Here is a 22881-nt window from a genome sequence, read left to right on the forward strand (position 1 = left end):
AGCAGCGTCGGCACTCTGGATTCCGGGTTCCGCTGCGCGGCCCCGGAATGACGACTCAGAGCTGTCCGCCGCTCCTATACAACTCATATGCGATTGCCCCCGCCAGCGGGAGAAGAAGCTCACCCGAACGCGTAGAGCGCCGCCAGCCCCAGCGTGCCGACGATCAGCCGCCACCAGGCGAACAGGGCAAAGCCGTGGCGCGAGACGTAGTCGAGCAGGTAGCGCACGACGATGACCGCCATCACGAACGCCGCGACGAAGCCGGTCGCGATGATCGGCAGGTCGGCCGCCGACAGGATGTCGCGGTTCTTCATGAGATCGTAGGCGAAGGCGCCGGCCATGGTCGGCATGGCGAGGAAGAAGGAGAATTCCGCTGCCGAGCGCTTGTCGGCGCCCATCAGCAGGGCCCCGACGATGGTGGCGCCCGAACGCGACGTGCCGGGGATCATGGCGAGGCACTGGAAAAATCCGATCTTCAGGCAGAGCGACAGCGGAAAATCCATCGCCTTGTCGTAGCGCGGCTTCAGCGCCATGCGGTCGACGGCAAGCAGCACCAGTCCGCCGAGGATGAGCATGATGCAGATCAGCTTCGGCGTCTCGAACAGCACCGACTTGATGAAGCCGTGCGCCAGCGCGCCGATCACCGCGGCAGGCAGGAAGGCGATGAGGATGCCGATCACGAAGCGGCGCGCCGAAGGATCGTGCGGCAGCGCGGCGGCGATCTTCAGCAGGCGCGCCGAATAGACCGACAGGATGGCGAGGATGGCGCCGAGCTGGATCAGCACCTCGAAGGCCTTGCCGGTCGACTGGAAGCCGAGGAAATGGCCGGCGAGCAGGATGTGGCCGGTGGACGAGACCGGGATGAATTCCGTCAAGCCCTCGAGCAGCCCGAGCATCAGGGCGTCGACGATCGTCTGGTTTTCCATGAACGGTTTCCGGTGCGCGTCAGGACATTCTTCGATGGTGTTCCGGCTCGGCGCCAGGAGCGAAGCCGGCGAAGGCGGTTCGGGTGGCACTATCTGAGTCGCGCACCCGGCTTCAAGCGATGCGGTTGCTTGTCACGGCGCGGCAACCCTCCTATAGGTCTTGCGCCTTAACGCCCTGTTGACGAAGGCCGGCGACGCTTCTATCCGCGCAGACCTCACTCCGCCAGTCCGTTCAATCCTCGCAGGACCATGCTGACGCTTTTTCATCACCCCATGCTCGCCTCGTGCCGTTTCGTCCGTCTCGCCTTCGGCGAATATGGCGAGGAGCTGGCGCTGATCGAGGAGAAGCCGTGGACCCGGCGCAAGGAGTTCCTGTCGCTCAACCCGGCCGGCTCGCTGCCGGTGCTGCTGGCGGAAGGCGACGTGCCGATCGTCGGCGCGCAGGTGATCAGCGAATATATCGACGAGACGCGCGGCGTGCTCAAGCGCGAGCGCCGGCTGTTCGCCGAGGACCCGATGCAGCGCGCCGAGATCCGCCGCCTCGTCGACTGGTTCCTGACCAAGATGGAAAGCGAGGTGACGCGGCATCTGGTGCGCGAGCGCGTGCTGAAGCCGATGATGCCGGACACGCTCGGCGGCGGCGCGCCCGATTCGGCGGCGATCCGCGCGGCGCGCGCCAACATCCGCCAGCACCTCAAATACATCAACTGGATGGCCGGCACCCGCCATTGGCTCGCGGGCACGCGCCTGACCTATGCCGATCTTGCCGCCGCCGCCGCCATCTCGACGCTCGACTATCTCGGCGAGATCGACTGGCGCGAGCACAACGCGGCGCGCGAATGGTATACGCGCATGAAGTCGCGGCCGTCCTTCCGGTCGCTGCTCAACGATAGGGTGCGCGGCCTGTCGCCGGTGTCCCACTATGCGGACCTCGACTTCTGAGGCTCCGGCCTCCGTCCGCCGCTTCCTCGAGCGCGAGGCGAAACTTGCCGGCTTCGATTGCGTTGCCGTGACGTCCCCCGACGCGATTCCGCTCGCGGCGGAACGGCTGGCCGATTTCGTCCGCGAGGGCCTCCACGGCTCGATGGCGTGGATGGAGGAGAAGCTCGCCAGGCGCGGCGATCCGCGCACGCTGTGGCCGGAGGTGCGCTCGATCGTCATGCTGGCCATGAACTACGGCCCGGCACATGATCCGCTGGCCGTGCTGGAGCAGAAGGACAGCGCCGCCATCTCCGTCTATGCGCAGAACCGCGACTACCACGACGTCGTCAAGGGCAGGCTGAAGGGCGTCGCCGGCAAGCTCGCCGCCAGGACCGGCTGCGACGTGAAGGTGTTCGTCGACACCGCGCCGGTCATGGAGAAGCCGCTGGCGCAGGCCGCCGGCATCGGCTGGCAGGGCAAGCACACCAATCTGGTTAGTCGCGAGCACGGCTCCTGGCTGTTCCTCGGCACGATCTTCACCACTGCCGCGCTCGCCCCCGACCGCCCGGAGACCGACCATTGCGGCTCCTGCCGCGCCTGCCTCGACGCCTGCCCGACCGACGCCTTTCCGGCCCCCTACCGGCTCGATGCGCGCCGCTGCATCTCCTACCTGACCATCGAGAACAAGGGGCCGATCCCGCGCGAATTCCGCGAGAAGATCGGCAACCGCATCTATGGCTGCGACGACTGCCTTGCCGTCTGTCCCTGGAACAAGTTCGCGCGCGAGGCCTCCGAGGCCAAGCTCCGGGCGCGCGAGGACCTGCGCGAGCCCAAGCTTGCCGACCTGCTGGCGCTCGACGACGCGGCGTTCCGCACGCTGTTCTCCGGCTCGCCGGTCAAGCGCATCGGCCGGGATCGATTCCTGCGCAACGTGCTGGTCGCAGCCGGCAATTCTGACGACGCTTCGCTGATCGCGCCATGCACGGGCCTGCTCGACGATGCCTCGCCGCTGGTCCGCGGCGCCGCGGTCTGGGCCCTGGGCCGGCTGCTGGAGGCTGAAGTCCTGCTGGATCTCATGCGGGACAGGACCGACGCCGATCCGCTCGTGCTTGACGAATTGCGGGCGGCGGTCGAGGCTGCGGAACGCCAGGTCGAAAACGCCTGACGAGCAGCATCCCGGCGCCGTTCCTGCGCGCCCGTCCCCCGTTCCGTCATCTTCGGAGACTGCATGAACATCTTCATCTTCGGCGCCGGCTATTCCGGAAAGGCATTCGCCGCCGCGAGGCCCGAGGCTGCAATCGCGATCGCCGGCACGACGCGGTCGGCCGAAAAATTCGGCGCCCTGGAAGCGGCCGGCATCGTGCCCTTGCGGTTCGACGGCGCCAGCATCTCCGGCGAGATCGCCGGCGCCCTGGCTGATACCACCCACCTGATCGTCTCCATTGCGCCGGACGAGGGCGGCGATCCGGTTCTCAACCTGTTCGGCGACCTCCTTCGCGAAAAGATGCCGCGGCTTGCCTGGATCGGCTACCTGTCGACCGTCGGCGTCTATGGCGACCACAAGGGCGCCTGGGTCGACGAGGCGTCCGAATGCCGGCCGTTCTCGGCGCGCTCGCGCCTTCGGCTGGAAGCCGAGCAGGCTTGGCTGGCGCTCGGGCGCGAAAAAGGAGGCCTGCCTGTCGCCGTCCTGCGGCTGTCCGGCATCTACGGGCCGGGCCGCAACGCCTTCGTCTACCTGCGCGACGGCACGGCGCGGCGACTGGTCAAAAAGGACCAGGTGTTCAACCGCATCCACGTCGCCGACATCGCCGGCGCGCTCTGGCACCTTGCGCAGCGCGATCTCGCCGGCGTCTTCAACGTCACCGACGACCTGCCGGCGCCGCCGCAGGACGTTGTGGCCCATGCAGCCGCGAAAATGGGCGTCGAGCCGCCGCCCGAAATTCCGTTCGAAACGGCCGAGCTGACGCCGATGGCACGCTCGTTCTACGGCGAAAACAAGCGCGTCTCCAATGCGCTGATGCGCCAGGCCGGCTATGGTTTTCGCTATCCGGATTACCGCGTCGCCCTCGATTCCATGTGGGCCGACGGAAGCTGGCCGGGTGGCCGCACCGACGCCCGCAGTCCGATGCGGCGGGGTTGATCGAGCCGCGAATGCAAGGCTCCCGACGATTCCGGGGGTCGCGGTTTGCGGTGAAAAAACGCGCATCCGCCGCTTTCGCGGGCGCTCCGGCATGTGTCCGAAGCCGACAGCGCATTGACCGGGCGGGGCCGGCAGGATAAGCGCTAACGTCGAGTTTCTGGCCTGAAACGCTTCGTGATAGCGGTGCGGCCGGATGCAGGGGTACGGCCGGGCGCCGGACTTCGAAACTGAGCGCGGAGACCTGACTGCGGTGGCGAAATCGAGCTACGACTACGAAGACCTGCTGGCCTGCGCGCGCGGCGAGCTGTTCGGTCCCGGCAACGCGCAGCTGCCCTATCCACCGATGCTGATGTTCGATCGCATCACCGAAATCAGCGAGACCGGCGGCGCCTTCGACAAGGGCTTCATCCGCGCCGAATTCGACATCAAGCCGGACCTCTGGTTCTTCGGCTGCCATTTCATCGGCAATCCGATCATGCCCGGCTGCCTCGGCCTCGATGCCATGTGGCAGATGACCGGCTTCTTCCTCGGCTGGCTGGGCGAGCCCGGCAAGGGCATGGCGCTGTCGACCGGCGAGGTGAAGTTCAAGGGCATGGTCACGCCCTCGGTCAAGAAGGTCGAATATGGCGTCGATTTCAAGCGGGTGATGCGTGGTCGTCTGGTGCTCGGCATCGCGGATGGCTGGTTGAAGGCCGATGGCGAACCCATCTATGCGGCATCCGACCTGAAAGTCGGCCTCGCCAAGCAACCTGCTGCCTGACGGACGCCGCCAAGACAATACGAGGAGCGCAGTATGAGACGAGTCGTTGTGACAGGCCTCGGTGTCGTGTCCTCGATCGGCAACAATGCCGCGGAAGTGGAAGACTCCCTGCGCCACGCGAAATCCGGGATCACCCGTTCCGAAGATTTCGCTGAGCATGGCTTCAGGTGCCAGGTGTGGGGCAAGCCGACGCTCGACCCGACGGAGCTTGTCGACCGCCGCGCCATGCGCTTCCTGCACAAGGGCGGCGCCTGGAACCATGTCGCCATGAGCCAGGCGATTGCCGATGCCGGGCTGGAAGAGAGCGACATCACCAACGAACGCACCGGCATCATCATGGGCTCCGGCGGTCCGTCGACCAGGACCATTGTCGAGGCAGCCGAGACCACGTTGAAGAACAACAGCCCGAAGCGCATCGGACCGTTCGCCGTGCCGAAGGCGATGTCGTCGACGGCCTCGGCGACGCTCGCCACCTGGTTCAAGATCCACGGCGTGAACTATTCGATCTCGTCGGCCTGCTCGACCTCGGCGCATTGCATCGGCAACGCCTACGAGCTCATCCAGTGGGGCAAGCAGGACATCATCTTCGCCGGCGGCCACGAGGACCTCGACTGGTCCATGTCGAACCTGTTCGACGCCATGGGCGCCATGTCGTCGAAATACAACGACAGCGCCGCCACCGCCTCGCGCGCCTATGACGTCAACCGCGACGGCTTCGTCATCGCCGGCGGCGCCGGCGTGCTGGTGGTGGAGGAGCTCGAGCATGCCAGGGCGCGCGGCGCGAAGATCTATGCCGAGGTCGTCGGTTACGGCGCCACCTCGGACGGCTACGACATGGTCGCGCCCTCCGGTGAGGGGGCGGTGCGCTGCATGAAGCAGGCGATTGCCACCGTCGAGAGCCCGATCGACTACATCAACACCCACGGCACCTCGACCCCCGTCGGCGATTCGCGCGAGATGGCGGCGATCCGCGAGGTGTTCGGCGACAGGATGCCGGCGATCACCTCGACCAAGTCGCTCACCGGCCATTCGCTGGGTGCCGCCGGCGTGCAGGAATCGATCTATTCCATCCTGATGATGCAGGGCGGCTTCATCGGCGAGAGCGCCCATATCGAAAACCTCGATCCGGAATTCGAGGGCATGCCGATCGTGCGCAAGCGCATCGACAACGCCAAGATCGATGCCGTGCTGTCCAACTCGTTCGGCTTCGGCGGCACCAACGCGACGCTGGTGTTCCAGCGATACAACTGAGCGATTAGTGGATAGCGAATAGGGAGTAGCGAATAGCGAGTAGATTCGCGATTCTATTCGCTACTCCCATTCGCTCTATTCATCAAGGACCCTTCACGATGACCCCACTTATGCAAGGCAAGCGCGGCCTCGTGATGGGTGTCGCCAACGATCATTCGATCGCCTGGGGCATCGCGCAGAAGCTGGCCGAGCACGGCGCGTCGCTCGCCTTCACCTATCAGGGGGAGGCCTTCGGCCGCCGGGTGAGGCCGCTGGCGGACAAGGTGGGCGCCTCGCTGGTGCTGTCCTGCGACGTGGAAGACAGTGCCTCGGTCAGCAGCGTCTTCGAGACGCTGGGCAACGAATGGGGCAAGCTCGACTTCATCGTCCACGCCATCGGCTTCTCCGACAAGAACGAGCTGAAGGGCCTCTACGCCGACACCAGCCGCGAGAACTTCATCCGCACCATGGTGATCTCCTGCTATTCCTTCACCGAGGTGGCGCGCCACGCCGCCGCGCTGATGACGGAGGGCGGCTCGATGGTCACGCTGACCTATGCCGGCTCGGTGCGCATCATGCCGAACTACAACGTCATGGGCGTCGCCAAGGCCGGGCTGGAGGCGAGCGTGCGCTACCTCGCCAACGACTACGGCCCGCGCGGCATCCGCGTCAACGCCATCTCCGCCGGTCCGGTGCGCACGCTGGCCGGCGCCGGCATCTCCGACGCCCGCTACATGTTTTCCTACCAGCAGCGCAACTCGCCGCTCAGGCGCACCGTGACGCTGGATGAGGTCGGCGGCTCTGCGCTCTATTTGCTGTCGGATTTATCGTCGGGCGTCACCGGCGAGATCCACTATGTCGATTCCGGCTACCATATCGTCTCGATGCCGACGCTGGACGAGCTGAAGCGGAGCGACGCCGGGCAATGACTTACCGCCGCGCGGCGATCACCTTGAAGGTTCTGTCGCCGGCGATTTCCTTGAACTCCGAAACCACGTCTGCCAGCGTTCTTTCGTAAGGAAGCTGGCGGTTGGCGACCAGAAAAAGCCGTCCGCCCGATTTCAACGCGGCAGCGGCCGTCTTGATGATCGCCTGCCCGAGCGACGGTTCGGCTTGCCGGCCGGTGTGGAAGGGCGGGTTCATGACGATGGCGTCGTAGCGCTCCGAAACCGGCTCGCCGGCGAGGTCGTGCCAGAAGAAGCGGGTCGGGACGGCGATCTCCGCCAGATTGGCCTTTGCCGCCTCGAGCGAGGCGAAATCGGCCTCGTAGAGGTCGATCGATTTGGCCCGCGCGCAGCGCGCGGCGACTTCGGCTGCGAGATAACCCCAGCCGGCACAGAAATCCGCGACATGGCCGGAAAGATTGTCGGGCAGGCTTTCGGCGAGCAATTTTGAGGCGGGGTCGATGCGGTCGTGCGAAAACATGCCGGGCGCGGTGCGGAAACGGCCTTCGACCAGCGTCGGCGGATTTGCGGCGCGAAGAACGCTGGCGGCGTTTGCGGCCGCTTCCGTTCGCCGGAACCAGAACGCGACGCCGTGATACTTCGACAGATGATCGTTGATCGCCGCCAGACCATCCATCCGCTTGCGCAGGCTGGCGATGCCGTCATCCTTGCTGCCTGCAACCACGATCAATCCGCCGGGCTTGGTGCGGGTGATGGCTTCGGCGATGCGCAACTCGTTCTCGCCGCGGTGGCGGCCGGCGAGCACCAGCGCCGCGTCGAAATCGCTTCCCTCGGGAGCGGGGTGGACGGTGCGGCCCTCGCGTTGCAGGGCGAGATGGAGCGGGCGAAAACCCTGGATGGCGACGATGTCCGTCGAGAAGTCCGACGGCGGCCGAAAACCCGGTTCCGCGCCGAGGAAGAGCACGCGCTGGCCGTTCCCAGGTACCGGGATAGCATCCGCCTCGAAGGGGTGGAGCAGGGTTTTCAGGGCCTCCTTCATGCGAAGAATGCCAATGTCTGAGGGCCTGACACCCTACGTCGCCCGGTCATGAAAACCCCCTCGACGTCTTTTTCCGCTGGCTCGATCGTTCATATTAAAACGGGCGCGGCTTTCACCGCGCCCGTCTCGAGTCCAGATGCAGCGCCCGATCAGGCGGCGTTTTCTTCGCCGTCCTGCCTCTTCTCGCGGGCGAGCTCCTTGCCGGTCTTCTGGTCGACGACCTTCATCGACAGGCGGACCTTGCCGCGCTCGTCGAAGCCCATCAGCTTGACGAACACCTTGTCGCCTTCCTTGACGACGTCGGTGGTCTTCTGCACGCGGTCGCTGGCGAGCTGCGAGATGTGAACGAGGCCGTCGCGCGGGCCGAAGAAGTTGACGAAGGCGCCGAAATCGGCGGTCTTGACCACGGTGCCCTCGTAGATCTCGCCGACTTCCGGCTCGGCCACGATGGTGTGGATCCACTTCTTCGCCGCCTCGATCTCCTTGGCGTTGGCCGACGCGATCTTCACCGTGCCGTCGTCCTCGATGTTGATCTTGGCGCCGGTCTTCTCGACGATCTCGCGGATCACCTTGCCGCCCGAGCCGATCACTTCGCGGATCTTGTCAGTCGGGATGTTCATGACCTCGATGCGCGGCGCGAACTCGCCGAGCTCCTTGCGGCCTTCCGACAGCGCCTTGGCCATCTCGTCGAGGATGTGCTGGCGCCCGCCCTTGGCCTGGTCCAGCGCCACCTTCATGATCTCCTCGGTGATGCCGGCGATCTTGATGTCCATCTGCAGCGAGGTGATGCCGTTAGAGGTGCCGGCCACCTTGAAGTCCATGTCGCCGAGATGGTCCTCGTCGCCGAGGATGTCCGACAGCACCGCGAAGCGCTCGCCTTCCTTGATCAGGCCCATGGCGATGCCGGCCACCGGCTTCGCCAGCGGCACGCCGGCATCCATCAGCGCCAGCGAGGTGCCGCACACGGTCGCCATCGACGACGAGCCGTTCGACTCGGTGATCTCCGAGACGACGCGCAGCGTGTAGGGGAACTGCTCGACCGTCGGCAGCATCGGACGGATGGCGCGCCAGGCGAGCTTGCCGTGGCCTATCTCGCGGCGTCCCGGCGAACCCATGCGGCCGGTCTCGCCGACGGAGTAGGGCGGGAAGTTGTAGTGGAGGAGGAAGGTCTCCTTGTACATGCCGGTGAGCGAGTCGACATACTGCTCGTCCTCGCCGGTGCCGAGCGTCGCCACCACCACGGCCTGCGTCTCGCCGCGCGTGAACAGCGCCGAGCCGTGGGTGCGCGGCAGGATGCCGACTTCCGAGACGATCTTGCGGACGGTCTTCAGGTCGCGGCCGTCGATGCGGCTGCCGCTGTCGAGGATGTTCCAGCGGACGATCTTGGCCTGCAGTTCCTTGAACACCGAGCCGACCTGCTCGGCCGACCATTTCGTCTCCTCCGCGCCTTCCGGCAGCAGCACCGCCTTCACCTTGGCCTTGGCGGCGTCGACGGCGGCGTAGCGCTCCTGCTTCACCGTGTTCTTGTAAGCGGTGCGCAGCTCGTCCTCGATCAGGCCGAGCATGGTGGATTCGAGCTCGGACAGGTCCGGAACGACATGATCGCGCGGATCCTTGGCGGCCAGCTCGGCGAGCTGGATGATCGCGTCGAGGACCGGCTGGAAACCCTTGTGGCCGAACATGACGGCGCCGAGCATGACGTCCTCGGGGAGCTCCTGCGCCTCGGATTCGACCATCAGGACCGCTTCGCCCGTGCCGGCGACGACGAGGTCGAGCTTCGACTCGCCCATCTCGTCGATATGCGGGTTGAGCTTGTACTCGCCGCCGATATAGCCGACGCGGGCGCCGCCGATCGGACCCATGAAGGGAACGCCCGAGAGCGTGAGCGCGGCCGACGTGGCGACGATCGCCAGAACGTCCGGATCGTTTTCCAAATCATGCTGCATCACGGTGACGACGATCTGGGTGTCGTTCTTGTAGCCGTCGGCAAAGAGCGGGCGGATCGGGCGGTCGATCAGGCGGGAGACCAGCGTCTCCTTCTCGCTCGGGCGGCCTTCGCGCTTGAAATAGCCGCCGGGGATTTTTCCGGCCGCATAGGTCTTTTCCTGATAGTTGACGGTGAGCGGGAAGAAGTCGAGGCCGGGCTTCGGCTCCTTCATCGAGACGACGGTGGCGAGAACCACGGTCTCGCCGTAGGTGGCGAGCACGGCGCCGTCAGCCTGGCGGGCGATCTTGCCCGTCTCGAGGATCAGCGGCCGGCCGGCCCATTCGATTTCTACTTTGTGATGATTGAACATGTCTTGTCCTTGCTGTGCGGGCGGCGCCGCGTCGGCTTCCGCCGGCAGCGCCTCCCCTATTGGCTTCGGTTCGGACGAGCCACGGGCAAGACAGCGGGAGGTCCGGATCGTCGGCGCATCGTCGTGCGCCTCCGGGCATCCTGCAATCCTGCCCCATGACCGGTCCATGGGCGGCTCCGATCCTGCCTGTGGGATCGGGCCGGTGGAGCGCCAGGGCCGCTTCGGCCTGTCGCGCTCCGCGGGCAGCGCCTGGCGCATGCCCGAATGCGCGACCGGCGGACCTTCGAGGGAAGGCCCGCCGGTCAGTTCGTCAGCGGCGCAGGCCGAGCTTCTCGATCAGCGTCGAATAGCGGCCTTCGTCCTTGCCCTTCAGATAGTCGAGCAGGCGACGGCGCTGCGACACCAGAGCAAGCAGGCCGCGGCGGGAGTGGTTGTCCTTCACGTGGCCCTTGAAGTGCTCGGTGAGGTTCTTGATCCGCTCCGACAGGATGGCGACCTGCACTTCCGGCGAACCCGTGTCGCCGGTCTTGGTCGCGTATTCCGTCATCAGTTCTTTCTTGCGATCAGCAGTGATCGACATCGCGTTTTTCCTTGATGGTTGGAGGAAACGGGACGCCCACAGCCGGGATGTCGTCCAGCAGGGGCCGTTTTCATCGCTCGTTTGCATGCGATGGCGCGCATATAGGGCAATTCCCGCACAAAAGCCATAGCGTTTGTGATGCGCCGGCGTGGAGGCACCTGGGACGCTGCCGCATGGCTTCCGCCACGGCTGGAACGAGCGCGGGCGCCGGGGACAGTTACCTTTTTTCGGCCCGCGCGACCTCTGGACTGCTACGGCCTTTCTGCCGAAAGAAAGTAAACTGTCCCCTGTAGCCAAGCTCCATCCTCACCACGCCCTGCATCGCAGTCTGGCCATTGAAAGGAAAGTGCGGGAAGCGGGGCGCGGGGCCGAGCCTCTCTAAGTAAATACGTGGCGCGGTGACCCGCGCCCCGCCGGCGTTCTTGCCCGTCCGCTAGCTCTGCATTTCCGCAGGTGTCGCGGCTGGGGCCCGGGTCTCCAGCTCTCGCCAGCCGCGCTACCGATTGCACGACCGACCCGGCGCCGACGCTCCCTCCTGATACCCGGTGCGCACCAGATTCCCGCAAGGGCGCGGCTTTCGAGGCCAAGTATAGGGGAGGCGGGAAGGGAGGGGATAAAGTCGCTGCCGCCGGTCTGTTCGCCCGAGGCAGCGGAAACGGCCAAGTGCCGGAGGAATTTCGCTTTTCTGGTTCGCGCCGGCTTTGAAGCGGCAACGTTTTTCGGCGGAAGGAAAGAAAACTATCCCCTTTTATCCAGGTCGTCTCCGTCGTCGAGCGAGCCGAAATGCGGCGGAGATGCGGGGCTTCTGCACCGCCGGAGCACTTCGCCACCGGTACGGCATGGATCCTAGGGTCTCCGCCTCCGCTTCGCTCCGGCTCCGCCCTAGGATGACGAATTCGTCGGACGTCTCCGCCAATCGCCGACGTCGGAGACTAGCGGTAAACCCCTTTTGCCTTCGTCATCCTATGGCGGAGCAGGCCGAAGGCCGTCGCGGAGACCATAGGATCCATGCCGGAACTCCAGCGAAGTGCTCCGGCGGTGCGGAACGGGATGACCGGGCCTCGTAGAAAATCGGCGCAGGTGTTCGTCGCCGACGCCGGCGACATTCTCAGCTACCCCGCGAAAACCCGCTTCGGCTTGAACATGCCCGCCTCGATCTCGCCGATCGCCACCAGCTTGCCGCGCGCGGTGGCGCAGGCCTCGTCGGCCTGCACCGGCGCGTCGCGGCCGCGCAGGATGATGGGATTGCCGAGCCGGAGCTTGGCCGCCGCGTCGTCGGTGATCGCCACCTGCGGCAGGCAGTCGAGCGCTTCGCCGGTGTCGAGCAGGAAGGCGTCGAGGGCGACAAAGCGCTCGCCCTGCGCCGCGAACGGGCGGCCGCCTTCCGGCGCAGCCTCCTCGCGCTGGGGCGCGGCGGCCTCCAGTGCGTCGAGGGGCACGAGGTCGTCGACCGTGAACGGAAAGACCTCGGTGCGGCGCAGCGTGGCGATATGGCCGTAGCAACCGAGATCGCGGCCGAGGTCGCGGGCGAGCGAACGCACATAGGTGCCCTTGCCGCACTCGATCTCGAAGACGGAATTGCCTTCCGGCGTCGTCTCGATCAGCTCCAGCCGCCCGATCTCGACCTCGCGTGCCGGGATGTCGACCGTCTCGCCCTCGCGGGCAAGATCGTAGGCGCGCTCGCCGGCGATCTTGATGGCGGAGAACTGCGGCGGCGTCTGCATGATCACGCCGGTGTAGTTCGGCAGCAGCGCGCGGATCTCCGCCTCGCCGGGCCGCTTGTCCGAGGTTTTCGTCACCGGGCCTTCGAGGTCGTCGGTGGAGCGCTCCTCGCCCCAGGCGACGGTGAAGCGGTAGACTTTTGCGCCGTCCTGCACATAGGGCACGGTCTTGGTCGCCTCGCCGAGCGCGATCGGCAGCATGCCCGACGCCAGCGGGTCGAGTGTGCCGGCATGGCCCGCCTTCTCGGCCTGGAACAGCCATTTGATCTTGGACACCGCCTCGGTCGAGCCCATGCCGACCGGCTTGTCGAAAACCAGCCAGCCGGAGACCGGCCGGCCCTTCTTCTTGCCGCGACGGGCCATCAGTCCCTCCCCCTCGAGGGCAGGGTGGCCGCATATCGGATTTCAGCGACTGCTGCCCGGCCCGCACCCCCACCCCTAACCCCTCCCCACATGGGGGAGGGGGACTTCGCGGCCGTTGTGCAACGCGAAATCGCCGGCGATTGTGCCTGGCGGAGAGCCAGCCGGTCCCCCTCCCCCTTGTGGGGAGGGGTTAGGGGTGGGGGTAATTCCATATGCGATAGCCCTGCCCTCGAGGGGAAGGTGGCCGCGAAGCGGCCGGGAGGGGTCGCCCCGGAAGGGCTGGACCCGATCAATACGTCCCGCGCTGCCGCGATTACCCCCTCTGGCTGCTTCGCAGCCATCTCCCCCGCAAGGGGGGAGAGCATGTCGGCGTCAATCATTCCTCGTCCTTGTCCAGATCGCGCGCCACCTCGGGCGACTTCAGCAGGCGGTCGATCTTCGAAAAATTGTCGTAGCTGGTGTCGAGCCGGAAGCGGAATTCCGGCATGTATTTCATCTGCCTGAGCGCGGCTGCCGCACGCCCGCGGATGAAGCGGGCGTTGCGGTTGAGCGCGGCGATGACGGCTTCGTCGTCGGCCGCGCCCAGCGGCGCCACGAAGGCGGTGGCGATCTTGAGATCGGGCGACATGCGCACTTCCGAGATCGAGATCACCGTCGTCTCGATCAGGTCGTCGCGCACCTCGCCGCGCTGCAGCACGTCGGAAAGCGCGTGGCGCACCTGCTCGCCGACGCGCAGCATGCGCTGGGAGGGGCCTTTTTGTTGTGACATCTACGCCTTTCGAATATGGAGTTTCAGGCTCAAAGCCTGCGAGTGTATGCCGACAAGATCAAGGCCGACTGTAAAAAGGGTCAGGCGGCAACCATTGATCTGATCTCGGCATCTTTCAGCGAACGCTGTTTGGCTTCTTCCGACAACCGGTCGAAAACCGTTGTTACTAGCGTCCTGATCTGCTCCGCACTATCAAACGCACGGTAGGGGATATACAAAACATGGGCACCGGAAAGAAAACCGACTAGGTCGGGGGTCACAACGATTCTATCTATGTCCAAGAAGCCGAGCTGGGCAAAGGTCTGGCTTTTGCGCCATTGGAGCCCGTCCGGTTCAAGAGAGAACTGCGTCGGACGTTCGGGGTTATTCTGCCGGAGCCAGTGCGCTGTCAGGCGACGGCCGAGACGCACGCCGATCACCGCGCCTACAACGTAAAGAACCACGATCGTACACATGGTTAGGATGCCCGCCATGTGGCCGCCGATAGTGGATCGTAGTGAATCGCCCACGGCATATCCCACTGCAATGGAAGCAATGGCTACAACGACATAGTACGGCCAGCACCAGTAGCGCTGCCATGGGCTGAAAATACGGCGAGCCGCTATGCGGCTCGCCGTAATCGCTTCAGCGTAGTCAGGCGTATAACCCAACTGCATCGTGTTACAGCGTCCTCGTCACCATCTCCACGCGGAAGCACTCAATGATGTCGCCCTGGCGGATGTCCTCGTAGTTCTGGAAGGCCATGCCGCATTCCTGGCCGACCGGCACCTCGGGCACCTCGTCCTTGAAGCGCTTGAGCGTCTTCAGCGTGCCCTCGTGGATGACCACGTTGTCGCGGATCAGGCGCACGCCCGCACCGCGCTCGACGCGACCCTCGGTGACGCGGCAGCCCGCGACCTTGCCGACCTTGGTGATGTTGAACACCTCGAGGATCTCGGCATTGCCGAGGAAGGTCTCGCGGCGCTCCGGCGACAGCAGCCCCGACATCGCCGCCTTCACGTCATCCACCAGATTGTAGATGATGTTGTAGTAGCGGATCTCGATGCCGGCGTGTTCGGCCGCCTGACGGGCCTGCGGGTTGGCGCGCACGTTGAAGCCGATGATCGCCGCGCCCGACGTATCGGCCAGCGAGATGTCGCTTTCCGTGATCGCTCCCGCGCCGCTGTGCACGATGCGGGCCCGAACCTCGTCGGTGCCGAGCTTGTCGAGGGCGACGATGATCGCCTCGACCGAACCCTGCACGTCACCCTTGATGACCAGCGGAAACTCCTTGATGCCGGTCGCCTGAAGCTGCGACATCATCTGTTCCAGCGAGCCGCGCTGGCTGACATGCTTAGCGACGGCCTTGTCGCGCGCCTTGCGCTGGCGATATTCGGTGATCTCGCGGGCGCGGGCCTCGGAGTCGACCACCGCGAAGCGGTCGCCGGCCATCGGCGTGCCTTGCAGGCCGAGAACCTCCACCGGCTGCGAGGGCAGGGCGCCCTCCAGCTGATCGCCGCGGTCGTCGAGCAACGCCCTGACGCGGCCCCACTCGTTGCCGGCCACGATGATGTCGCCGACCAGCAGGTCGCCGGTCTGCACGAGCACGGTGGCCACGGGGCCACGGCCCTTGTCGAGCTTGGCTTCGATGACCACGCCCTCGGCGGTGCGGTCCGGATTGGCCTTGAGGTCGAGCAGTTCGGACTGCAGCAGGATCGCTTCCAGCAGCTTGTCGAGGCCCTGGCCGGTCTTGGCCGAAACCTCGACGTCGAGAACCTCGCCGCCCATCGATTCGACGAACACCTCGTGGCGCAGCAACTCGCTGCGCACTTTCTGCGGATCGGCCTCGTGCTTGTCGATCTTGTTGATCGCCACGATGATCGGCACGCCGGCCGCCTTGGCATGGCTGATCGACTCGATCGTCTGCGGCATGACCGAATCGTCGGCCGCCACCACCAGCACCGCGATGTCGGTGATGTTGGCGCCGCGGGCGCGCATCGCCGTGAAGGCGGCGTGGCCCGGCGTGTCGATGAAGGTGATCTTCTGGCCGTTCTTCTCGATCTGGTAGGCGCCGATGTGCTGGGTGATGCCGCCGGCCTCGCCGGAGACGACGTTGGCGTTGCGGATGGCATCGAGCAGCGAGGTCTTGCCGTGGTCGACATGGCCCATGATGGTGACGATCGGCGGACGCTGCCGCAGGTCCTCCGGGTTGTCGGGGCCGCCGAAGAAGCCTTCCTCGATGTCGCCTTCGGCGACGCGCTTGACCGTGTGACCGAACTCGGACGCCACCAACTCGGCCGTGTCGGCGTCGAGCACGTCGCCGGGCTTCAGGATCTGGCCCTGCTTCATGAAGTACTTGACGACGTCGACGGCGCGCTCGGACATGCGCTGCGCCAGTTCCTGGATGGTGATCGTCTCGGGCAGCACCACCTCACGCGAAATCTTCTCGCGCGGCTCCTGGTGCATGGCGCGCTTGAACTTCTCCTGGCGCCGGCGCATCGCCGACAGGGAGCGCGCGCGCGCATCCTCGTCGCCGGTCGCCGAGCTGACGGTGAGCTTGCCGCGCCGCCGGTCGTCGTCGCCGCGCGTCTTGGTGGGCTTGGCGACTTCGGGCGTGACCGGCCGGCGAACCGGAGCGCCGCGCGCGGCACCCGCGCCGGCGCCGATGCCGAGACGTGGACGAGCCGCAGGCTCTTCGTCGTCGCTGGCGGTCTCCAACTGCGGAGCGCGACGACGCGCTTCCTCCTCGGCGCGCTTGCGCGCCTCGGCTTCCTTCTGCAGCCGCGCCTCTTCCTCGGCCTGGCGGCGGGCGGAGGCCTCGCGCTCGCGCTTGCGCTGCTCTTCGTCCTCGGCGCGGCGGCGTGCTTCCTCCAGCGCCCGGTGGCGGTCTTCCTGCTCGCGCGCCTTGGAGCCCTCGAGCGCGCGGCGGCGTGCCTCGATCTCGCTGATCGAGAGTTCGTTCAGAACCATGCCGCTGCGCTCGGGCTGCGGGCGCGGCGCCTCGCGCGGCGGCGGGGCCGGCTGCGGCCGCGGCGGGCTCTGGGGAGCGGGCGCAACGGCCTGCGGCGCGGCGGGCTGCGGCGCCGCGACCTGCGGACGCGCCTGCGGCGGCGGGGCGGACGGCGTCTGCGGGCGCGGCGTGAACACGGGTGCCTGCTGATGCGGTTCCGCACGCTCGCCCGGCATCGAGAACTTGCGCTTCTTGGTCTCGACGACGACCTGCTTGGTGCGGCCGTGCGAGAAATTCTGGCGCACGGTGCCCTGCGTGACGCCGGCCGGCTTCAGGCTCAGCGTCTTCTTGGTGTTGACGGTCAACGTGTTGTCGTCGCCGGATTTCGTATCGCTCATTCCATATCCTCTGCGGCTGTCTCGTCTTCGGCGATCGCCGCAAACATCGCTTCATCATCCGGGGATCCGCCCCGGTAGCGGTCGAGCGCCGCCACGCGCCGTGCAGCCGCTCTTCCCGCTTCCTGCGCGAGAACGGCAGCATGTATCACATTTGTGCCGCCCAATGCCAAACCCAATTCGGCTTCCGAGAAAAGTTTGTAGGCACGGATTTCCGGTCCGCCGAGATGGGCGGTCGCTCGCCTGGCCTGGGTTACCTTGCGGACACCGTCCGGAGAGGCATCCGTGGCATGCAGCACGAGCAGCGCTTCGCCGCTGCGCACCGCATTGTCGACTTTCGCGGCACCCAATGCAACCGCCCCCGCCTTGCGAGCGAGCCCGACAGCCCCGAGCGCCGATTGGGCAAGAAGGCCGTCCACCATATCCGCGAGGGCGGGAGGGACGCCGACCTGCCGTTTGAAGGCGCGCGCGAAAAGGTTCTTCGCGACCGCCTTCTCCACATGTAGGCGATCGGCGCTCACCCAGCAACCGCGGCCGGGCAGTTTTCTCTTGAGATCGGGTACGACCGTGCCGTCGGGAGCGACGACGAACCGGATCAGCTCATCCGGCTCGCGCCGTTCGCGCGAAACGATGCAGGTGCGATCGTTCATCTCGTCGAGAAGGGGTTGCCTGGCGATGGGTCACCTCACGCGTCCGCCGCCACGGCGTCTTCTTCGACGGCGGCCTCGTCCTCGGTGATCCAGCCGGCCTTGAGCCGGGCCGCCAGCACCATGTTCTCGGCGTCGGCGCGCGACACCTCATGCGCCGCGAGCACGCCTGGATAGGTCTTGGTTTCGCCGTCCTTGCGTTCCTTCCAGCCGACCAGATCGTCGACGGCGTAGCCGGCGAAGTCCTCGATCGTCTTCACGCCGTCCTCGCCCAGCGTCACCATCATGGCGGTGGTCATGCCAGGGATCTCGCGCAGCTCGTCCTCGACGCCGAGTGTTTTGCGCTTCTCGTCGTGCTCGGCCTCGATCTTCGCAAGATAGTCGCGGGCGCGAGCCTGGATCTCGCTGGCGGTGTCCTCGTCGAAGCCGTCGATCGAGGAAATCTCGTCGGCATCGACATAGGCGACCTCCTCGACGCTGGTGAAGCCTTCCGAGGCCAGCACCTGGCCGACCATCTCGTCGACGTTGAGCGCTTCCATGAACAGGTTCGAGCGCTCGACGAACTCCTTCTGGCGCCGCTCGCTCTCTTCCTGCTCGGTGAGGATGTCGATGTCCCAGCCGGTGAGCTGCGAGGCGAGCCGCACGTTCTGGCCGCGCCTGCCGATCGCCAGCGACAGCTGGTCGTCGGGCACCACCACCTCGATGCGCTCGGCATCCTCGTCGAGCACCACCTTGGCGACTTCCGCCGGCTGCAGCGCGTTGACGATGAAGGAGGCGGCCGACGGCGACCACGGGATGATGTCGATCTTCTCGCCCTGCAACTCGGCCACCACCGCCTGCACGCGCGAACCGCGCATGCCGACGCAGGCGCCGACCGGGTCGATCGAGGAATCACGCGAGATCACCGCGATCTTAGCGCGGCTGCCCGGGTCGCGGGCGACCGACTTGATCTCGATAATGCCGTCATAGATCTCCGGCACTTCCATGGTGAACAGCTTCGCCATGAACTGCGGATGGGTGCGCGACAGGAAGATTTGCGGGCCGCGCTGCTCGCGGCGCACGTCGTAGACATAGGCGCGGACGCGGTCGCCATATTTGTAGTTCTCGCGCGGGATCAGCTCGTCGCGGCGGATGATCGCCTCGCCGCGGCCGAGGTCGACGATGACGTTGCCGTATTCGACGCGCTTGACCGTGCCGTTGACGATCTCGCCGATGCGGTCCTTGTATTCGTCGTACTGGCGGTCGCGCTCGGCCTCGCGCACCTTCTGCACGATCACCTGCTTGGCCGACTGGGCGGCGATGCGGCCGAAATCCATCGGCGGCAGCTGCTCGGCGATGAAGTCGCCGATCTCGGCGTCGGGATTGCGCTCGCGCGCCGACGACAGCGCGATCTGCGTCGCATAATCCTCGACCGTCTCGACCACTTCCATCAGTCGCTGCAGCTTCATCTCGCCGGTGTTCGCGTTGATGTCGGCGCGGATGTTGGTCTCCTGGCCGTAACGCGAGCGCGCCGCCTTCTGGATCGCGTCGGCCATGGCGGCGATGACGATCGACTTGTCGATCGACTTCTCGCGCGCGACAGCGTCGGCGATCTGCAGCAGCTCGAGCCTGTTCGCACTGACTACCATTTTGTCGTCTCCCTGAACCGTGCCGGATCCGCCGGCCGTCCATTCACTCTTCTGTTTCGTTGTCCTGGTCGGCCTCGCTCTGGCGCTTGCGCGCCTCCTTGCGGGCCCTGTTGTCCTTGCTCAGCGCGTCGCGGACGAGATCGTCGGTCAGGATCAGCCGCGCCTCGGCGATCGTCTCGAACGGTATCCGCGCGGTCGGCTCGTCGCCATAGGCCGGCTGGTCGCGGGCGATAACGATGCCGTCCTCGTCCGTCTCCTCGATCCTGCCGCGGAAACGCTTGCGGTCGGCGACGAGGACCGACGTGTCGACCTTGACGAGATGGCCCTTCCAGGTCGCGAAATCCGACTTGCGCACCAGCGGCCGGTCGATGCCCGGCGACGACACTTCCAGATGATACGCCTTGTCGATCGGATCGTCGACATCGAGGGCTGGCGATACCGCCCGGCTCACCTCTTCGCAGTCCTCGACCGTCATGGTGCCGTCTTCGCGCTCCGCCATGATCTGCAGCGTCAGCCCGTTCTGCCCCGTCAGGCGGACCCGCACGAGCCGATACTGCATGGCGCGCAGCACCGGCGCGATGATCGTCGCGATCCGTGCCTCGGTCCCGCTCTCGCGGATGATGCGGTCGTCCTGTACGCCGTTTTCGGCCGTCATTTGTGCTCCACCGGGTCGGGTAACAAAAAAGAGCGGGACCGGGTGGACCCACTCTTCGCCATACCGACCAAGAATTTGTACCCCAGATAGCCTAGCGGCCGCGGCTTTTCAAGTGCCGTGCGGCGAATGAAGCCCTGCGCAGTGTTGCGAAGGAATGCAGTTCGGCCGGCTCGGCCGTCCCGATGTCGAGCAGTGAATATGCCGGGGTTTACAAAAGTATTTTCCATAACGGAAAAAGAAAACGCCTCATTTTCGTTGTAGTGTTGCTTGCTGGCATCGGCGCGAGAGAAGGATGTTTCTCGAATGGGTGAGCTTTACGACAGGATAGCTGCGTTCGACCGGGGCATTGCGGACCGCTGGAAGGCAAGGACGAAGGAAAAGGCCGACTACAAGCTGCGCGCCTGGGACATCGACGCGATCATCGCGCCGATGATGAGGGGCCGGAAGAAGATAACGGAAAAACAGGCCAACGCGATCGCCGAGGTCGTCAAAGGCACCAAGAGAGACCTGAAGGACGTGGATCCCATCCGCGCCCGCCTCACCTATTACGTACGACTGGCCGAGGAGTTCGGAGGTATCGAACTGGAGCCTCTGGTCGGCGAGGCGGCGCTGGCGCCCGTCTTCGAGGCGCTTTCGGGACCGGCGATCCTGAAGATTGCGTTCAAGAGCCCGAAGACGGGCGTCTCCTACATGCCGATCGACTACCTGTCGGTGCGCAAGCTGGTCGAGGCAGGCAAGGTCACCTGCGCCGAGGCCCGCGTCGGCGGCCTTTCGATGCTGACGCAAGCGCAAGGCGAATATCATTCGGGCTACAACATTCTCGTCGTCTATGCCGGCCTCTCGCAAACCGACCGGGCCATGACGATCGTCCATGAGGTGACGCATCTCATCCAGGATTTCCGCGACGCCAGAGGGATGGTAACGCATTTCGAAGCGGACGCCTTCATCGCCGGGGCGATGGTCGAGCACGTGCTGCTCGGCAGACAGGAGGCGGGGGGCGCCATCTACGACGCGGCGTTCAAGGCGGCGAAGTTCGTCGTCGACCGCAAGGTCGGGCCGGGCGACAAGGACTGGCTGGCCGCCTATGACGCCGTGGTCGCCGCGGTGAACGCGAGCGACACCTACAAGGCCAAGGCGAGGCTTCGGGTGGACAAGGGCAAGGGCGAGACGGAGTCGGAGCCCGCAGCCCTGGCGGACGCGATCGGGAAGCGGGTGAAGGACGCGCAGGATTTCGCCAACTGGGCCAAGGACGCGCTCGACGAAACGCTCATTGCCCCGCTGCGGCGGATCAAGGATGTCATCCCATAGTTTTCGCGGCGGTTTGAGTATTTTCTTCGATTCACCGGAGCTACTCTAACTTTCCTGGTTTTTTTCAACTCCGGACGCAAAACGGCAGTGGGTCAATTTGAACTCTGACCCACCGGTTTCGTCAAACTGATGCAGTAGAAACAAATCCCGGCGAGGACAGCGGCCAGCGCCCCGAGTGTAGCAAATGATCTGAAGTGCCCGTTATATATGGGAGAGTAAGGAAAGAAAAGCTAGCTGCGACAAAAACTGCCGCTAAAGTCCACACTCCCGGCCTTGCAGTGAGGGCGATTGGAAAGGCGAAAGCTGCAACAACTGCCGCCAGATACAGCGGCCAAGACACTATGAAGCCAGCCGCGACATAAACGGCGAACAACGAGAACGTCTCCGACCAAAGAAGTTGCGGCGAAGGGCTCGACACGGCCAGCAAACTTCCAACCACGCCAAAAACGTATGACAACGTAATTCGAATGGCGAGCGAAACCCTCATGCCCTCACTATGGCACCGTAGGTGCCGGGGCCCAAGTTGGATTTCAACTGACCCACTAGCCACGCCCACACTTTTGCTAGAATTGCTTCAGCTGTCCCGGCTCTCACGCAATGCGCGCGCCGCATGGCTCCCCTGCGCGCCATTCGCTGGCGCCGCGGCCGGCATCCTCCTATCTATGTTGCGTTGCACAATGCCAGAGGACAGGACAATGTCGACCCGTAGCCGTAGCACTTTCGGCGAGTTGATTGGCATCTTCGGCAGCGCCATCGCCGCCGCTTCCGCCGTGAACCATGGCCGCCAGCCCAACGCCCGCGACCTGCGCGCGCTCGGAATCGATCCCGAGCGGTTCCGCGAGATCAAGCACTTCTGACAAGCACATGGTGGCAGCGCGCAGCCTTTGTAGCGGGCGCGGGGTAACGCGACTGTCGGCAGCAGCCAGAGCGCCGGTGGCCGCTTGCCTGATCAGCGCCGCCGGAAGGCGAGATAGGCCGGTCGCCGGCCTTCGCGGATCGCCTTGGCCTCGTAGCGCGTGCCCGGCCAGTTGTCGAAAGGCCGATGCCAGTCGGCTGCTTCCTCCGCGAGCCATTCGAACGCGGGGTGCGCCCGGCAGGCAAGCAGCGTCCAGTCGACATAGGTGTCGATGTCGGACGCGAAGCGAAAAATGCCTCCGCCTCGGAGCGCGCGGGCAAATCGATCGAGATTCTGCGGACTGACGAAGCGCCGCTTCCAGTGTTTCTTCTTCGGCCAGGGATCGGGATAGAAGAGGTCGATCCGCTCCAGCCCTCCGGGCTGCAGCCAATCCAGCACCTGGATGGCGTCGTCGTCATGGACGCGCAGGTTGGCGGGCCGCGTCTCTTCGACCCGCATCATCAGCTTGGCCATGCCGTTGACGAACGGCTCGATACCGATGAAACCGACGCCGGGTTCGGCTTCGAGCGCGTGCAGCAGGTGCTCGCCGCCGCCGAAGCCGATCTCCAGCCGCACCGACGACACCGGCTCGACAAACAGGTCACGCGGATCGGCCGGAGCAGGGACCGAAAGATCCAGCCGATACCGTTCCAGCCCGTCGGTGAGCGCGGTGGCCTGATGCGACCGCACCGGCCTGCCGCGCCGCCGCCCGAAAAAACCTTCCGTCGAGCGGCTGCGCGGTCCGGTTGCGGTCATGAGGACGTCTGCAAGGA

At 65.5% G+C, this 22881-nt stretch carries 20 protein-coding genes; 8 read left to right on the plus strand and 12 right to left on the minus strand.

Annotation, left to right across the window (positions count from 1 at the left end):
* Positions 1-119 precede the first annotated feature (119 nt).
* Entirely contained in the window at positions 120-926 is an 807-nt protein-coding gene (locus AC5JDC_RS08710) for an undecaprenyl-diphosphate phosphatase (RefSeq protein WP_495840913.1), read from the minus strand.
* 249 nt (positions 927-1175) lie between these two features.
* Between AC5JDC_RS08710 and AC5JDC_RS08715 the strand changes: the two genes are divergently transcribed.
* The 6 genes from AC5JDC_RS08715 to fabI all read left to right on the plus strand — a co-directional run bounded on the left by AC5JDC_RS08715 (position 1176) and on the right by fabI (position 6906).
* Positions 1176-1868, plus strand: a complete 693-nt coding sequence (locus AC5JDC_RS08715) for a glutathione S-transferase family protein (RefSeq protein ID WP_106775689.1) — start codon at positions 1176-1178, stop codon at positions 1866-1868.
* Positions 1849-3012, plus strand: a complete 1164-nt coding sequence (queG, locus tag AC5JDC_RS08720; protein WP_495840915.1) for a tRNA epoxyqueuosine(34) reductase QueG — start codon at positions 1849-1851, stop codon at positions 3010-3012. Before AC5JDC_RS08715 ends, queG begins: the two co-directional genes overlap by 20 nt.
* A gap of 63 nt (positions 3013-3075) precedes the next feature.
* Positions 3076-3987, plus strand: coding sequence for an SDR family oxidoreductase (locus AC5JDC_RS08725; protein ID WP_495840917.1), 912 nt, complete (start codon positions 3076-3078; stop codon positions 3985-3987).
* 193 nt (positions 3988-4180) lie between these two features.
* Positions 4181-4747, plus strand: coding sequence for a 3-hydroxyacyl-[acyl-carrier-protein] dehydratase FabA (fabA, locus tag AC5JDC_RS08730; protein WP_495840919.1), 567 nt, complete (start codon positions 4181-4183; stop codon positions 4745-4747).
* Positions 4748-4780: 33 nt separating this feature from the next.
* The gene (gene fabB, locus AC5JDC_RS08735) at positions 4781-5998 is read left to right on the plus strand and encodes a beta-ketoacyl-ACP synthase I (RefSeq protein WP_495840921.1); all 1218 of its coding nucleotides are present in this window, start codon (positions 4781-4783) and stop codon (positions 5996-5998) included.
* A gap of 98 nt (positions 5999-6096) precedes the next feature.
* Positions 6097-6906, plus strand: a complete 810-nt coding sequence (gene fabI, locus AC5JDC_RS08740) for an enoyl-ACP reductase FabI (protein ID WP_495840923.1) — start codon at positions 6097-6099, stop codon at positions 6904-6906.
* A gap of 1 nt (position 6907) precedes the next feature.
* Here the strand turns inward: fabI and AC5JDC_RS08745 are convergent, their stop codons facing one another.
* From AC5JDC_RS08745 to rimP, 10 genes are all read right to left on the minus strand, one after another.
* Positions 6908-7921 (minus strand): class I SAM-dependent methyltransferase, encoded by a 1014-nt coding sequence (locus AC5JDC_RS08745; RefSeq protein WP_495840925.1) that lies wholly within the window; start codon positions 7919-7921, stop codon positions 6908-6910.
* Between the two features lie 149 nt (positions 7922-8070).
* Complete coding sequence (gene pnp / locus AC5JDC_RS08750) at positions 8071-10218, minus strand: polyribonucleotide nucleotidyltransferase (RefSeq protein WP_495840927.1); 2148 nt, start codon at positions 10216-10218, stop codon at positions 8071-8073.
* A gap of 310 nt (positions 10219-10528) precedes the next feature.
* Positions 10529-10885 (minus strand): 30S ribosomal protein S15, encoded by a 357-nt coding sequence (rpsO, locus tag AC5JDC_RS08755; RefSeq protein ID WP_280954241.1) that lies wholly within the window; start codon positions 10883-10885, stop codon positions 10529-10531.
* A gap of 1025 nt (positions 10886-11910) precedes the next feature.
* Entirely contained in the window at positions 11911-12882 is a 972-nt protein-coding gene (truB, locus tag AC5JDC_RS08760; RefSeq protein ID WP_495840929.1) for a tRNA pseudouridine(55) synthase TruB, read from the minus strand.
* A 376-nt stretch (positions 12883-13258) separates the two neighbouring features.
* On the minus strand, positions 13259-13651 hold the full coding sequence (gene rbfA, locus AC5JDC_RS08765; RefSeq protein ID WP_495840931.1) for a 30S ribosome-binding factor RbfA: 393 nt from the start codon (positions 13649-13651) through the stop codon (positions 13259-13261).
* Positions 13652-13731: 80 nt separating this feature from the next.
* Complete coding sequence (locus AC5JDC_RS08770; RefSeq protein WP_495840933.1) at positions 13732-14307, minus strand: hypothetical protein; 576 nt, start codon at positions 14305-14307, stop codon at positions 13732-13734.
* A 4-nt stretch (positions 14308-14311) separates the two neighbouring features.
* On the minus strand, positions 14312-16978 hold the full coding sequence (infB, locus tag AC5JDC_RS08775) for a translation initiation factor IF-2 (RefSeq protein ID WP_495840935.1): 2667 nt from the start codon (positions 16976-16978) through the stop codon (positions 14312-14314).
* On the minus strand, positions 16975-17625 hold the full coding sequence (locus AC5JDC_RS08780) for an RNA-binding protein (RefSeq protein ID WP_495840937.1): 651 nt from the start codon (positions 17623-17625) through the stop codon (positions 16975-16977). The genes infB and AC5JDC_RS08780 overlap by 4 nt, the downstream gene beginning before the upstream one ends.
* Positions 17626-17660: 35 nt before the next feature.
* Positions 17661-19250: a transcription termination factor NusA gene (nusA, locus tag AC5JDC_RS08785; RefSeq protein WP_106774556.1), complete on the minus strand. Its 1590-nt coding sequence runs from the start codon at positions 19248-19250 to the stop codon at positions 17661-17663.
* A gap of 43 nt (positions 19251-19293) precedes the next feature.
* On the minus strand, positions 19294-19905 hold the full coding sequence (gene rimP, locus AC5JDC_RS08790; RefSeq protein ID WP_495840939.1) for a ribosome maturation factor RimP: 612 nt from the start codon (positions 19903-19905) through the stop codon (positions 19294-19296).
* Between the two features lie 303 nt (positions 19906-20208).
* Here rimP and AC5JDC_RS08795 point away from each other — a divergent pair, with 303 nt between their 5' ends.
* Entirely contained in the window at positions 20209-21213 is a 1005-nt protein-coding gene (locus AC5JDC_RS08795; RefSeq protein ID WP_495840941.1) for a hypothetical protein, read from the plus strand.
* Positions 21214-21908: 695 nt separating this feature from the next.
* Positions 21909-22070 carry a hypothetical protein gene (locus tag AC5JDC_RS08800; RefSeq protein WP_165816181.1) on the plus strand — a complete coding sequence of 54 codons (162 nt, stop codon included), beginning with the start codon at positions 21909-21911 and terminating at the stop codon, positions 22068-22070.
* Positions 22071-22162: 92 nt separating this feature from the next.
* Here AC5JDC_RS08800 and trmB read toward each other — a convergent pair whose 3' ends face one another.
* Positions 22163-22864 carry a tRNA (guanine(46)-N(7))-methyltransferase TrmB gene (gene trmB / locus AC5JDC_RS08805; RefSeq protein ID WP_495840943.1) on the minus strand — a complete coding sequence of 234 codons (702 nt, stop codon included), beginning with the start codon at positions 22862-22864 and terminating at the stop codon, positions 22163-22165.
* Positions 22865-22881: the final 17 nt, after the last annotated feature.

This window comes from Kumtagia sp. (assembly GCF_059502445.1).

Coding starts and splice junctions, on each gene's coding strand:
- AC5JDC_RS08725 (WP_495840917.1), top strand. CDS start 3,076: ATGAACATCTTCATCTTCGGCGCCGGCTATTCCGGAAAGGCATTCGCC.
- AC5JDC_RS08715 (WP_106775689.1), top strand. CDS start 1,176: ATGCTGACGCTTTTTCATCACCCCATGCTCGCCTCGTGCCGTTTCGTC.
- fabB (WP_495840921.1), top strand. CDS start 4,781: ATGAGACGAGTCGTTGTGACAGGCCTCGGTGTCGTGTCCTCGATCGGC.
- AC5JDC_RS08795 (WP_495840941.1), top strand. CDS start 20,209: ATGGGTGAGCTTTACGACAGGATAGCTGCGTTCGACCGGGGCATTGCG.
- nusA (WP_106774556.1), bottom strand. CDS start 19,250: ATGGTAGTCAGTGCGAACAGGCTCGAGCTGCTGCAGATCGCCGACGCT.
- truB (WP_495840929.1), bottom strand. CDS start 12,882: ATGGCCCGTCGCGGCAAGAAGAAGGGCCGGCCGGTCTCCGGCTGGCTG.
- AC5JDC_RS08770 (WP_495840933.1), bottom strand. CDS start 14,307: ATGCAGTTGGGTTATACGCCTGACTACGCTGAAGCGATTACGGCGAGC.
- fabA (WP_495840919.1), top strand. CDS start 4,181: ATGCAGGGGTACGGCCGGGCGCCGGACTTCGAAACTGAGCGCGGAGAC.
- queG (WP_495840915.1), top strand. CDS start 1,849: ATGCGGACCTCGACTTCTGAGGCTCCGGCCTCCGTCCGCCGCTTCCTC.
- AC5JDC_RS08800 (WP_165816181.1), top strand. CDS start 21,909: ATGTCGACCCGTAGCCGTAGCACTTTCGGCGAGTTGATTGGCATCTTC.
- AC5JDC_RS08710 (WP_495840913.1), bottom strand. CDS start 926: ATGGAAAACCAGACGATCGTCGACGCCCTGATGCTCGGGCTGCTCGAG.
- rpsO (WP_280954241.1), bottom strand. CDS start 10,885: ATGCAAACGAGCGATGAAAACGGCCCCTGCTGGACGACATCCCGGCTG.
- rbfA (WP_495840931.1), bottom strand. CDS start 13,651: ATGTCACAACAAAAAGGCCCCTCCCAGCGCATGCTGCGCGTCGGCGAG.
- AC5JDC_RS08780 (WP_495840937.1), bottom strand. CDS start 17,625: ATGAACGATCGCACCTGCATCGTTTCGCGCGAACGGCGCGAGCCGGAT.
- infB (WP_495840935.1), bottom strand. CDS start 16,978: ATGAGCGATACGAAATCCGGCGACGACAACACGTTGACCGTCAACACC.
- trmB (WP_495840943.1), bottom strand. CDS start 22,864: ATGACCGCAACCGGACCGCGCAGCCGCTCGACGGAAGGTTTTTTCGGG.
- fabI (WP_495840923.1), top strand. CDS start 6,097: ATGACCCCACTTATGCAAGGCAAGCGCGGCCTCGTGATGGGTGTCGCC.
- rimP (WP_495840939.1), bottom strand. CDS start 19,905: ATGACGGCCGAAAACGGCGTACAGGACGACCGCATCATCCGCGAGAGC.
- AC5JDC_RS08745 (WP_495840925.1), bottom strand. CDS start 7,921: ATGAAGGAGGCCCTGAAAACCCTGCTCCACCCCTTCGAGGCGGATGCT.
- pnp (WP_495840927.1), bottom strand. CDS start 10,218: ATGTTCAATCATCACAAAGTAGAAATCGAATGGGCCGGCCGGCCGCTG.